We start from the raw sequence: 12,503 nt of genomic DNA on the forward strand, positions 1-12,503 counted from the left end.
TGCGTTCATAATCTATACCAGTTATAGAGTACGAATGCAATCTATTTTCACAGAAGGCGATGGGCATGAAAAAGAAACTCATTATTGGGCTGGGGAGCGTTCTCGTCGCGGGGTTTGGGGTGGCTGCATTCGTCACGCTTCCCATTCGCACACAGGCAGCCGCCGTCGTGGCTGACCCGAGGCAGGAAGCACCGATCGTCAGACTCGTGACGGCAGTGGCGGTGACAGGATCCGAACGCGGCTTCACGGGTACAATTGCCGCGAGGGTGCAGAGCAATCTTGGGTTTCGCGTACCCGGCAAGATCATCGAGCGCCTTGTAAATGTCGGCGAACAGGTCAAGGCGGGCCAACCGCTGCTGCGGATCGATGATACCGATCTTGCCCTTGCCCTCACCGCCAAGCGCAACGCTGTCGCGGCTGCGCGCGCTGTCCTGGTTCAGACCAGTGCGGACGAGAAGCGCTATGCGGTTCTGGTCAAGAAGGAGTTGGCCGCAACCCCGCAGCGTTACGAGCAGGCGAAGGCAGCACTCGATACCGCGACTGCACAGCTTGCCGCCACCGAAGCGGAAGCGAAGGTCGCGGAAAACGAGGCGGCCTATTCCGTCCTGGACGCGAACGCCGACGGAACCGTCGTCGAAACGCTTGGCGAGCCAGGACAGGTTGTCGCCGCGGGACAGACCGTGGTTCGGATCGCGAACGCCGGCCCCCGTGAGGCGGTGGTCACGCTTCCCGAAACGATCCGGCCGGCGATCGGCTCGGTAGCCGAGGCGGGCTTGTATGGGGGCGATGGGCGGCATTTTACGGCGCATCTCCGGCAGTTGTCGGACGCTGCCGATCCCCAGACTCGTACCTATGAGGCCCGTTATGTGCTCGATGGTGAGGCCGCGGCAGCACCGCTTGGCGCGACGGTAACCATCCGGCTTGCAAGCCAGGCAAGTCAAACGGAAGTCCAGGTGCCGCTCGGAGCCGTGCTGGACGATGGTCAGAAGACCGGCGTTTGGAGTTTGGACGGCGCAACCTCGACCGTACACTTTCGGCCCGTCAAGCTTGTTCGTGTAACCAGCGAAACCGCCGTGATCTCCGGGCTGAGCTCGGGCGATTCGATCGTTTCGCTCGGTGCTCATCTCCTGCAGGAAGGCGCTCGCGTCAGGACTGCCTCTGAAAACAGGAGCAACTGATGAGCCTCAATTTTTCCGCGATCGCCGTTCGCGAGCGAGCCGTTACCCTTTTCTTCATCATTCTGCTCGTCGCCGCCGGCGCCTACGCTTTCCTCATGCTTGGACGTGCGGAGGATCCCAACTTCACCATCAAGACCCTGACGGTCACGACCGTATGGCCGGGCGCGACGGCGCGCGAGATGCAGGACCTCGTCGCCGAACCGTTGGAGAAGCGACTTCAGGAGTTGACCTGGTACGACCGTGTGGAGACGACGACACGGCCAGGCTATGCCTATTTGACGGTCACGCTGAAGGACAGCACACCGCCATCCAGCGTGCAGGAGGAATTTTACCAGGCCCGCAAGAAGCTCGGGGATGAAGCCCGCAACCTGCCGCCCGGCGTGCTCGGCCCCTTCGTCAACGACGAATATTCCGATGTGAGTTTCGCTCTTTACGCCCTTAAGGCGAAGGGCTTGCCCATGGGGGAACTCGCCAGGCAGGCCGAGACCATTCGCCAGGACCTTCTGCATGTGCCCGGCGTCAAGAAGATCAACATCCTCGGCGAACGTCCCGAACAGATATTCGTCGAGTTTTCCTATGCCAAGCTGGCAACCCTCGGCGTGTCGGCGCAGGATATCGTCGCTGCCCTGCAGCGGCAGAACACCGTCACACCGGCGGGCTCGATCGACACAGAGGGGCCGCAGGTCTTTATCCGGGTCAACGGCGCCTATGACAGTGTCCAGACGATCGCCGACACGCCGATCGTCGCCGCGGGACGGACGTTGAAGCTCTCCGACATCGCCGTGGTCCGGCGCGGCTACGAGGATCCTGCCACCTATGTCATCCGTCACCAGGGTGAGCCGACCATCATGCTCGCGGCGGTGATGCAGGAGGGCTGGAATGGTCTTGAACTCGGCAAGGCACTGGAGGAGAGGTCAGCAGCGATCGCACAGACGCTGCCTCTCGGAATGACGCTGGCCAAAGTGAGCGATCAGGCCGTCAACATCGGCTCGTCGGTCAACGAGTTCATGATCAAATTCGCGATGGCGCTTGGCGTGGTGCTGCTGGTGAGCCTGCTCAGCCTCGGCTGGCGCGTCGGCATCGTCGTGGCGGCCGCCGTCCCGCTGACGCTCGCCGTCGTCTTTCTCATCATGCTGGAAACCGGCCGGTTCTTCGACCGCATCACGCTTGGTGCCCTCATCCTGGCGCTGGGCCTCCTCGTCGACGACGCCATCATCGCCATCGAGGTGATGGTGGTGAAAATGGAAGAGGGCATGGATCGCATCAAGGCGGCGGCCTATGCATGGAGCCACACCGCGGCGCCGATGCTGTCGGGCACGCTGGTGACGATCGCCGGGTTCCTGCCGGTGGGCTTCGCGCGCTCGACGGCCGGCGAATACGCCGGCAACATCTTCTGGGTCGTGGGGTTCGCCCTCATCGTCTCCTGGGTCGTCGCGGTTTTCTTCACCCCTTATATGGGCGTCAAGATGCTGCCCGCGATCAAACCGGTCGAAGGCGGCGTTCACGCCATATACGACACACCGAACTATCGGCGCCTCCGCCGGCTCATCACCTTTGCCGTGCGCCACAAGTTCGTGACCTGCGCTGCCGTCGGCATCGTCTTCGCGCTTTCGGTTGTCGGCATGAGCGGTCTCAAGCAGCAGTTCTTCCCGACATCCGACCGTCCCGAAGTGCTGGTCGAGGTTCGCCTGCCGGAGGGCACCAGCATCGAGACGACGACCGCCACGGTCGAGAAACTGGAACACTGGCTTGGCGGCCAGCCCGAGGCCAAGATCGTCACGAGCTATGTCGGTCAGGGCGCTCCCCGCTTCTTCTTCGCCATGGCGCCCGAATTGCCTGATCCCGCCTTCGCCAAGATCGTCGTCCTGACCCCGGACGCGGACGCGCGCGAGGCCTTGAAGCACAGGCTCCGTGAAGCGGTTGCGACAGGGCTTGCCCCCGAAGCGAACATCCGCGTTACGCAACTCGTGTTCGGACCTTACACGCCGTTCCCGGTCGAGTTCCGGGTCATGGGGCCAGACCCGCGGCAATTGTACACCATCTCCGAAAAAGCGCTCGACATCATGCGCGGCGTACCGGACGTGCGGCAGGCCAATCGCGACTGGGGCAATCGCACGCCGGTACTGCGCTTCATCCCGGATCAGGACCGATTGAACCTTATCGGCCTGTCGCCGGCGGAAGTGGCCCAGCAGCTCCAGTTCCTCCTCACCGGCATCCCGGTCACGCAGGTCCGCGAGGACATCCGCAACGTCCCCATCGTGGCCCGCAGCGCCGGCGGCGAGCGACTGGATCCATCGCGTCTGGCGGATTTCTCGCTGATGAGCCGGGAGGGCCGCCAGATTCCACTCGACCAGATCGGTCACTCCGAAGTTCGTCTGGAAGAACCGATCCTGAAACGCCGCGATCGCACACCCGTCATCACGATCCGCTCGGACATCAATGAGGCGACCCAGCCTCCAGAGGTTTCCAAGCAGATCATGACGGCCCTTCAGCCGCTGATTCAATCCCTGCCTGCCGGCTATCGCATCGAAATGGGTGGATCGATCGAGGAGGCAACCAAGGCCAACACAGCGCTGGGCAAGGTCTTTCCGGCCATGCTCGCCGCCATGCTGATCGTCATCATACTGCAGGTGCGATCCTTCTCGACGATGGCGATGGTCATGCTGACGGCACCTCTCGGTCTCGTTGGCGTCGTACCGATGTTGCTGGCCTTCAACCAGCCTTTCGGATTCAACGCCATCCTGGGCCTGATAGGCCTGGCAGGTATCCTGATGCGCAATACGCTGATCCTGACCGAACAGATCAAGGAGAACCGTGCCGCCGGTCTTGACGACTATCAGGCGGTCATCGAGGCCACGGTGCAACGCACAAGGCCGGTGATCCTGACCGCACTTGCCGCCGTTCTGGCTTTCATCCCCCTCACGCACTCCGTCTTCTGGGGATCGATGGCGTTCACGCTGATCGGCGGCACGGCTGCCGGCACGGTGCTGATCCTGCTGTTCCTCCCTGCACTCTACGTCGCGTGGTTCCGGATCAAGCCGGCCACGGATGAGGTCCAGGAGAATTCAACGGAGGAACCGGAAGTGCCGGCAGCAATGGCGGCCGAGTAGGGCTCCGTTGTCGCAGGAGACGGTTCGAATTCTTGCCCGTTGGCTCTGCCTGGACACAGGCCAACGGCACGAACTTGCCGCTTACAGACGATCGTCCACGCGAGTCCGGCCGGTTCGCTTCATCAATTCTGGAGACATGCATGAACCGTCCAGTTCGAACACGAACTGATCCCGACGAGATGCGCGCGCGCATCCTGGCTGTGGCGGACGAGCAGTTTCGCCGCCTCGGCACCCATAAGACATCGGTGGCTGATATCGCCTCCGAACTCGGCATGAGCACGGCAAACGTCTATCGTTTCTTCCCCTCCAAGGGTGCGATCATCGAGTCCGTCTGCGGGCGGGTCGTCAACGAGGTCGCCGGGATCGCCTCTGCGATCGCATGCACGAGCGCGCCGGCCCCGGAGAAACTCGACCAACTCCTGACCGCGATGCACCATCACAGCAAGACCACACTGGTCGAGGAAAGGCGCATGCACGAGATGGTTGTCGCCGCCATGCAAAACAACTGCGCGATCATCAAGGCGCATACCGAGCGGGTGGTAACGATCCTCGAAGCGATTATCCGCGAGGGCATCCAAACACGGGAATTCAAGGTCGAAGATCCAGTGGAAGCAGCGCGCGCGGTCAAGACCGCCTTCACGCCGTTTTTCCACCCGATTCTGATCGAGCACCGCCTTCGACACGGCGAAGATGACGAAGCTGGCCTGCGCGAGCAGATTCGCTTTATCCTGAAAGGTCTGGGAAAGTCCGACTGAGGCGCGTGCCGTTGGTCCGGCAGGGCTTAGCGATGGGAGGCGACCAGAAGATGGAGGTCGACACATTGGTTTCGCGACGACCAGCAAAGTGGAAGGACATTATCGCGACCGGCTGTGAAGCGTGGAGTTCCCCAACAGTCTCCGAAAGGCAGGTGATCGTGTCCTTGTACGCAGCGGAGAATGCAATGGCGAGGCAACCGAAACCGTCCAATCCCGTTATGGCTGGCTCACCCACCTTGCGGGCTCACATTCGGGATGGACACATGAAAAGGACCTATGAAAAACCGACACTGCGCAAATGCGGAAAATTGACCGCCCGTACGGCGCAGCTCGTGGTTTCCGGGGTGACGCAGATCGAATGATTTTCGGCTGAGTTCCAGGATTCAGCCGCCGGCGTTCGCATCACCGTCGGTGTCCGGCTCCTCTTCGGGCACCTCGCCCGGCTCGAACTCGTTGAAGCAGCCGAGCCCGCGCTTGAACCGGTCGATCAGCCAGGCCGCCGCCGGCTTTGGACTGCGATCGTTGCGGTGCATGGCAAACAGGGGCGAACTCACTTCCTTGTAGGGTTCGAGGTCGAGTTCCACCAGGCGGCCGCTGGCCAGGTCGTCGGCGATCAGCCAGCGCGGCAGCCCGCCCCAGCCGAGCCCCTCGCGCATCAGTATGTGCTTGGTGCGCATGTCGGTCAGTCGCCACGTGCGGTAGGCGAAGACGCCGTAATCGCGTCCCTTGGTGCGCTCGGACTGGTCGATCACGACAAGCTGCGTATGCTCGCGCACATCCTCGAGCGCCACCGGCTTCGGCAGCAGGGCCAGCGGATGATTGGGCGCTGCCGCCGGCACCAGCGACATGAAGCTGATGCGCACGAGATGCACGTCGACATCGCCTAGCAGGCCGCCAATGCCGAGATCGGCCTGTCCGCTGACGACAAGATCGGGGATGAGACCGAGCGTGCCGATATACAGGCGCAGCATCACGGTCGGAAACCGCGCCTCGAATGCCTTGAGCACCCGCACCAGCACGGGGGAAGGCAGTGATACGTCCACCGCCAGCGCCACCTCGGCCTCCAGCCCGTGATGGTGCCCGTCGACGCGCGAGCGCATGCGCTGCAGCACGCCAATCATGCGCCGCGCGTCTTCCAGCATCGCCCGGCCGATCTCGGTCAGTTGCGGCTCGCGCGTGCCCTCGCGCTCGAAAAGCTTCAGCCCGAGCTGCGCCTCGAGATTGGCGATACCGTAGCTGATAACGGATTGCGCGCGGTTGAGCTTGCGGCCGGCTGCCGAGAAACTGCCGGTATCGGCAACGGCGACAAGGATTTGGAGCTGGTCGAGGGTCGGGTTGGGCTGCATCGTTGTATCTACTTTATGGATGGATCGTATCGAAAATATACCAGTTTATCTGATTGGTCGATGCCCCATATATGGCGGGACAATTCATCCCACTGGAGAGACCCGCTATGTCCATTCTTCTCGTCACCTCGAGCCCGCGCGGCGCTGCCTCGCACTCGACCCGCATCGCCACCGAGTTCGCCCAGAAGCTTCTCGCCGCTGACCCGTCGAACACGCTGGTCGTGCGCGACCTCGTCGCCAACCCGCTGCCGCATATCGATGCCGACTATGCGACCGGCATCTACACGCCGGCCGATGCCCGCACCCCGCGCCAGGCCGAAGTGGTCGGCGTTTCCGATGTCGTGCTTGACGAGTTGTTCGCCGCCGACACGGTGATCCTGGCCACCGGCTTCATCAACTTCAACATCTCCTCGACGTTGAAGTCCTGGGTCGATCACGTCGCCCGCTCCGGCAAGAGCTTTGCCTATGGCGAGAACGGCCCCAAGGGTCTCGTCACCGGCAAGAAGGTCTACATCGTGCTGGCCTCCGGCGGCATCTATTCCGAAGGTGCGGCCGTGCAGTTCGATCACGCCGTTCCCTACCTGCGCAGCGTGCTCGGTTTTATCGGCATGACCGATGTCGACGTCATCCGCATCGAGGGCGTCTCCAAGGGACCTGACGCGGTGGATGCCGCGCTCGCCAAGGCTACGGCCACGGTCGATGCATTGGTTGCCGCCAGCCGTGATGTCGCGGCTGCAGCGTAAGACTCTCGGTCCATGGTTTGTCAAAGGCAGGCGTTCGCGCCTGCTTTTTTCGTTCTAGCCGATCAGATGCCTCAACAGGCTGGCCGAAGCGACCCCGATCAGCACGGTTGGCAGCATGGAAAGCCGTGTCGCGGCGACCAAGGTGATGGCCAATGCCGCGAGATCGGCGGGATTGCGCGACACGAAGGCCGGCGCGATGACAGAGATCAGCACGCAGCCGGGTGCTGCCTCCATCACCGCCGTGGCACGGGGACTGAGCACGCGGTTGCGCAGCACGACATAGCCGCCGATCCGCGTCAGATAGGTGACGCCGGCCATCAGCACGATGGTGAGAAGGGTCGCTGCGTCGATCATGCATCACCCGCCATCAGCCAAGCCGCGGCCAGCCCCGACACCGCGCCCGCCGCGACATACCAGGCGCCGGCAACGAAGAGATAGACCAGCGCCGCGACGGCCAGGCTGACAAGCCAGGGCCGCGCCGCCGCCACGCCCCTCCACATGCCGCGCATCAGCACCAGGAAGACGGCCGGAAACGCCATGTCGAAACCGTAGGTCTCGACATTGCCCAGCATCGGGCCGAGCAAGGCGCCCAGCGTGGTGAAGGCCACCCAGGTCAGATACATCGCCAGCGCGGCACCCATGTAATAGCGCGGGCTGAAGGCCGGTGCGACACCGGCGGCGGCGCGCTGTTTGGCGTCGGCCAGGCCCAGCGCCCAGCTTTCGTCGCATAGAAAGAACAGCGCCGGAAACACCTTGCGCCGCGGCAGATCGCGCAGGAACGGCGCGAGCGCCGCTCCCATCAGCAGATGGCGGCTGTTGACCAGGAAGGTGATGGCGACGATGAGCAGGATGTGCGGCGGCGACGTCCACAGCTGGATCGCCGCGAATTCCGAGCCGCCGGCGAAGTTCAGCCCCGTCATCATGGACAGCTCGACCGCGCTCAGCCCTTTCTGCACGGCCTGGGCGCCAAGCACCAGCGCATAGGGGATGGTGCCGAGCAGCACCGGCGCGCAGGACGCCACGCCACGGCGAAACTCCGATCCCGAACCATTGCCCACCGTCTCGACTGCCTGTGAAATGCTCATGTCCTGCCCCAGGGCGGCCTCACAGCCGCCCTGCCCCGCGTTTGAAATCTCGTGATGTCAGGGGCAAAACATAGCTACACCTCTCCGCAATTTGGTCGCGAAGATTGTTGTCTTTCGTCAGATTTTGGCATTCACTGTTACGAAGCCGCAGGAAAATGGAATTCAACGCCATGAAGCTCGACGACATCGACAAACGCATCCTGCGGGCGTTGCAGCGAGACGGCCGCATGGCCAACAATGATCTGGCCAATGAGGTCGGCCTGTCGCCCTCGCCTTGCCTGCGGCGCGTCAAGCTCCTGGAGGAAGCCGGTATCATCGACCGCTATGTCGCCGTGATCAATCCGGCCAGCATCGGCAAGGGCCTCACCTTCTTCACCCGCATCTGGCTGAAGGCACAGGACGAGGACACGATCGAACATTTCGCCACCGAGGTCGCCAAGCTGCCGCAAGTGATGGAGTGCTATCTCATGCTCGGTGACTGCGACGCCATGGTGCGTGTCGTGGCCGCCGGCATCGATGACTACCGGCGTTTCCAGTCGGAGCATCTCAGCCGCATCAGGGGCGTGCAGAACGTCAAGACCGACGTGCCCAGCCAGACGATCAAATATACATCGGAACTGCCGATCTAGGGCAAGCCAGCGCAATCCAAGGGTCTGTATCCGTCAAAGCGCTAACGTCCAGACTGGATAAAAAATGCAACCGGATTGTAGGATGGGCGCTGGTGCCGGCGTCCTTCGGACGCAAGGGCACGGCGAAGCTGGACCGTGCCACCACAAGACCGCGTTCCGGCATGGGAGAAAACCATGAACCATTCCTACCGTTGGGTCATCGTCGCGGCTGGCGCGCTGATGTCCTGTGTCGCCATCGGCACGATGTTTTCGCTGGCGATCTTTCTCGAACCCATGGCGCTCGATACCAACTGGTCGCGCGCGGGCATTTCGAGCGCCATGACACTCAATTTCCTGGTGATGGGCCTTGGCGGTTTCGCCTGGGGTGCCCTGTCCGACCGGTTCGGCGCCCGTATCGTCGTCACAATCGGCGCCGTGCTGCTCGGGCTGGCGTTGGTGCTGGCAAGCCGCGCCGGTTCGCTTCTCACCTTCCAGATCACCTATGGCGTGCTCGTCGGGCTCGCGGCCAGCGCCTTCTTCGCGCCGATGATCGCGCTGACGTCAGGCTGGTTCGACACCAATCGCGGACTGGCCGTATCGCTGGTCTCGGCCGGCATGGGCGTGGCGCCGATGACGATCTCGCCGCTCGCCCGCTGGCTGATCTCCGCCTACGAATGGCGTAGCGCCATGTTCGACATCGGCATCCTGGCCTGGGTGCTTCTGCTGCCCGCCGTGCTTCTGGTGCGCCAGCCGCCGAAGCCTGTCGCCTCGGGTGCCGCCGCATCACGAGCCGCCGAAGGCGCCGGCCTCACGGTCGGCCAGGCGCTGCGCTCGCCGCAATTCATCGTGCTGGGGCTGACCTTCTTCGCCTGCTGCGCGGCCCATTCCGGCCCGATCTTCCACATGGTCAGCTACGCCATGCTGTGCGGCGTCGCCCCAATGGCCGCTGTCTCGATCTACAGTGTCGAGGGTCTGGCAGGCCTCGGCGGCAGGCTGCTCTACGGCGTGCTGGCCGACCGGCTCGGGGTCAAGCCGGTGCTGATCGCCGGGCTGGCGATCCAGGCGATCGTCATTGCCGCCTATCTCTCGATCAGCCAGCTCGACCAGTTCTATATGCTGGCCGTCATCTTTGGCGCCACCTATGGCGGCGTCATGCCGCTCTACGCGGTGCTGGCGCGCGAATATTTCGGCCAGCGCATCCTCGGCACCGTATTCGGCGCCGCCACCATGCTCTCCAGCCTCGGCATGGCGCTGGGGCCGCTTGCCGGCGGCATGATCTTCGACGCCTATGCCAGCTACCATTGGCTCTTCATCGGCTCGGCGCTTATCGGCCTGGGTGCCGCGGGCATAGCGATCGCCTTCCCGCCGCTGCCACGCAGGGCGTTGCAGACGGCATAGGCTTCGCCGCGCTGCAATCGTAGCCAGAGGGCAGACGGGCTTGACGGGCGATGGCCGGTCAAGCCACGCCTATCTCGCGGTCACGCCGACTTGAGAACCGTGAACGGCCGCTTTTGAATGGCCCGCTTGGTCTGGAAATTCGCGGCCGGAGCGGGACGGCCGACGTGAAAGCCCTGGACCTTGTCTATGCCGAATTGGCGCATGAGGACCATCTGCTCTTCGGTCTCCACCCCTTCGACCAGAATCTTGTGGCCGCGATTTCTGACCAGCGCGATGATGTCCTGCAGCATTGCCATGCCCTTAGGGGTGCCGCAGTCGTGAAGAAACGAGCGGTCGATCTTGACCGTATCGAAGTCGATGAGACGAAGCCATGAAAGGCCGGCGAAGCCCGTCCCGAAATCATCGAGCCAGATCCTGATCCCGAGCAGCTTCAGGTCGCTGATGCAGCGCAGGATGTCGGAATGCATCTCCATCTCCAGCCCCTCGGTGATCTCGAAGGCCAGCCTGTTTCCGGTCACGCCGGTCTCGCCCAGAATGGTCGCGACCGACGTCGCGAAGCCGGGCGTCTTGAGCTGGATCGGCGAGACGTTGACGCTGACGACGCGCACGTGATCCTGCGCCAGGAGTTCGGCGCACACCGTCCTTATTGCCCAGCGCCCGAGCTCGAGGATGGCGCCGGTTCGTTCCGCGACGGGAATGAACAGGCTCGGCGGAACCAGGGTGCCGTCGAGCATCTTGAGGCGCATCAGCGCCTCCACGGCCTCGAACCCGCCCGACGCGACGTCCTGGATGGGTTGGTAGACGAGCGAAACGAGGTCCTGGCCAATGGCGATCTTCAGCAAGGCCGCCAGGTTCTCGCTCTCGTCGCTGCTCTGGGGATCGGTCGGATCGAACAGCCGGGCACAGTTTCGGCCGCTGGCTTTTGCAAGATAGAGCGCTCGATCGGCCTCGTGGATGATCTTCTCCAGCTTGGCGGCGGTCTGCTTCCTGGTGAACGCCGCGCCCACGCTCGCCGTCACGATCGAGATGCCATCCCGGCGCAACTCATGCGCGATCGCCAGGTTCTCGATCGTGCGGCAAATGGCTTCCGCCAGATCCGCGACCTCGCCCTTCTTGTCCATGCGGGCCAGGACGATGAATTCCTCGCCGCCATAACGGCCGATGGAGCCATCATGTTGCTTGATCAGGTCGCTGAGCGCATCGGCGACCTGGATCAGGCAACGGTCGCCTTCCTGATGGCCATAGCAATCGTTGAACTTCTTGAAGAAGTCGACATCGATGAGGATCGCCGCGAAACCGTGGCCAAGCTTTTGCCAGTCGTTCCAATAGTCGCGCAGTTTTTCGTCGATCGCGCGCCGGTTCTCCAGCCCTGTCAACGGATCCGTCCGCGACAGCCTGAGCAGGGCCTTGCCGCGCTCGGTCGCCTCCTTGTGCTGGATCTTGGCTTCCAGCGCGTTCAGGAAGACGTTGTAGCGTTCTTCGTTCAGCTTCCAGTTCACATAGGACGTGAATGTGAAGCACGAAACGTAGAAGGTGCCGAAGACCATCTTGTATATCAGCGTAGCGGGTAAAAAGTAGTTCACCACATACAAGATGCACAAAATTATCGTCGACGTTATGATCGAGACCTTGAAGCGGAATGTGAAGAAGAGATTGGCACTCATCATGAAAATGGTGCCAAAGACCATATAATAGGCGACGCTTTCCTTGTTCGCGCCCATGGACGCGGGGCAAAGCCAGCCGATATAGCCAAAGATGATGGCCGCGGCGCAGGTTACGTCAAGCCAGTCGGTGGCGGCTCCCCTGCGAAGCTGTGCTTCCAGGACCAACAGTGCAGTCAGTCCGACAGCGAAGCGGGCCGTGATTGTAAGGGCGGCCACGTCGGGTATCAGCAGCAGATCCGATACCGAAAACAAGACGTAGATGACGACGGCGATCCAGAGGCCTGGCCTGGCTTCCTTCCTTCGCTTCGCCTGGGCTTCCGTGCGGTAAAGGGTTCGAAGTTCGGCCGCCCCCAGCTCCTGGCGCGGCGGTTCCGCATCCACCGCATCGGCCACTGCGGATGACGCGCGTTCGTTCACGACAAATCCCGACTGAAGGACATTTCGCGTTCCGAACTCTTTTCCAGCTTCTGCCCCCAACGCAGACCGACTCCTTGGCGCGACACAACTTGCCGCGCGATCAAATGCAATGACGCAGGACAAGTTTCCGTTAACTCGAACCCGGAATCCCGCCCTCAAAAACCCCAAAGAATTGATATGGTTAGCGGGAAATTAATCA

10 protein-coding genes are annotated in these 12,503 nt (G+C 62.6%); 6 read left to right on the forward strand and 4 right to left on the reverse strand.

Annotation, left to right across the window (positions count from 1 at the left end; genetic code table 11):
• The first annotated feature begins 65 nt into the window (after positions 1 to 65).
• The 3 genes from LB557_RS09190 (at position 66) to LB557_RS09200 (ending at position 5,043) form a co-directional block, all read left to right on the forward strand.
• Positions 66 to 1,178 carry an efflux RND transporter periplasmic adaptor subunit gene (locus LB557_RS09190; protein WP_140617807.1) on the forward strand — a complete coding sequence of 371 codons (1,113 nt, stop codon included), beginning with the start codon at positions 66 to 68 and terminating at the stop codon, positions 1,176 to 1,178.
• Complete coding sequence (locus tag LB557_RS09195) at positions 1,178 to 4,288, forward strand: efflux RND transporter permease subunit (RefSeq protein ID WP_224643885.1); 3,111 nt, start codon at positions 1,178 to 1,180, stop codon at positions 4,286 to 4,288. The genes LB557_RS09190 and LB557_RS09195 overlap by 1 nt, the downstream gene beginning before the upstream one ends.
• Before the next feature lie 140 nt (positions 4,289 to 4,428).
• Positions 4,429 to 5,043 (forward strand): TetR/AcrR family transcriptional regulator, encoded by a 615-nt coding sequence (locus tag LB557_RS09200; RefSeq protein WP_224588130.1) that lies wholly within the window; start codon positions 4,429 to 4,431, stop codon positions 5,041 to 5,043.
• A 383-nt stretch (positions 5,044 to 5,426) separates the two neighbouring features.
• On the opposite strand, the gene LB557_RS09205 is transcribed toward LB557_RS09200, so the two are convergent.
• A complete protein-coding gene (locus LB557_RS09205; RefSeq protein WP_224643886.1) occupies positions 5,427 to 6,389 on the reverse strand; it encodes a LysR family transcriptional regulator in 963 nt (320 codons plus the stop codon).
• Positions 6,390 to 6,496: 107 nt separating this feature from the next.
• On the opposite strand from LB557_RS09205, the gene LB557_RS09210 reads away from it, so the two are divergent.
• Complete coding sequence (locus LB557_RS09210; protein WP_015316231.1) at positions 6,497 to 7,132, forward strand: FMN-dependent NADH-azoreductase; 636 nt, start codon at positions 6,497 to 6,499, stop codon at positions 7,130 to 7,132.
• A 54-nt stretch (positions 7,133 to 7,186) separates the two neighbouring features.
• Here LB557_RS09210 and LB557_RS09215 read toward each other — a convergent pair whose 3' ends face one another.
• A complete protein-coding gene (locus LB557_RS09215; RefSeq protein WP_015316230.1) occupies positions 7,187 to 7,486 on the reverse strand; it encodes an AzlD family protein in 300 nt (99 codons plus the stop codon).
• Positions 7,483 to 8,217, reverse strand: a complete 735-nt coding sequence (locus LB557_RS09220; protein ID WP_224643887.1) for an AzlC family ABC transporter permease — start codon at positions 8,215 to 8,217, stop codon at positions 7,483 to 7,485. Before LB557_RS09220 ends, LB557_RS09215 begins: the two co-directional genes overlap by 4 nt.
• Before the next feature lie 170 nt (positions 8,218 to 8,387).
• Between LB557_RS09220 and LB557_RS09225 the strand changes: the two genes are divergently transcribed.
• Both LB557_RS09225 and LB557_RS09230 read left to right on the forward strand, forming a co-directional pair.
• A complete protein-coding gene (locus tag LB557_RS09225; protein WP_224643889.1) occupies positions 8,388 to 8,846 on the forward strand; it encodes an Lrp/AsnC family transcriptional regulator in 459 nt (152 codons plus the stop codon).
• A 174-nt stretch (positions 8,847 to 9,020) separates the two neighbouring features.
• A complete protein-coding gene (locus tag LB557_RS09230; RefSeq protein ID WP_015316227.1) occupies positions 9,021 to 10,223 on the forward strand; it encodes an MFS transporter in 1,203 nt (400 codons plus the stop codon).
• Positions 10,224 to 10,303: 80 nt separating this feature from the next.
• On the opposite strand, the gene LB557_RS09235 is transcribed toward LB557_RS09230, so the two are convergent.
• Positions 10,304 to 12,304, reverse strand: coding sequence for a putative bifunctional diguanylate cyclase/phosphodiesterase (locus LB557_RS09235; RefSeq protein ID WP_051041256.1), 2,001 nt, complete (start codon positions 12,302 to 12,304; stop codon positions 10,304 to 10,306).
• Between the last annotated feature and the right edge of the window lie 199 nt (positions 12,305 to 12,503).

The sequence above is a fragment of the Mesorhizobium sp. BR115XR7A genome, from assembly GCF_020165315.1.
GTDB lineage: Bacteria > Pseudomonadota > Alphaproteobacteria > Rhizobiales > Rhizobiaceae > Mesorhizobium > Mesorhizobium australicum.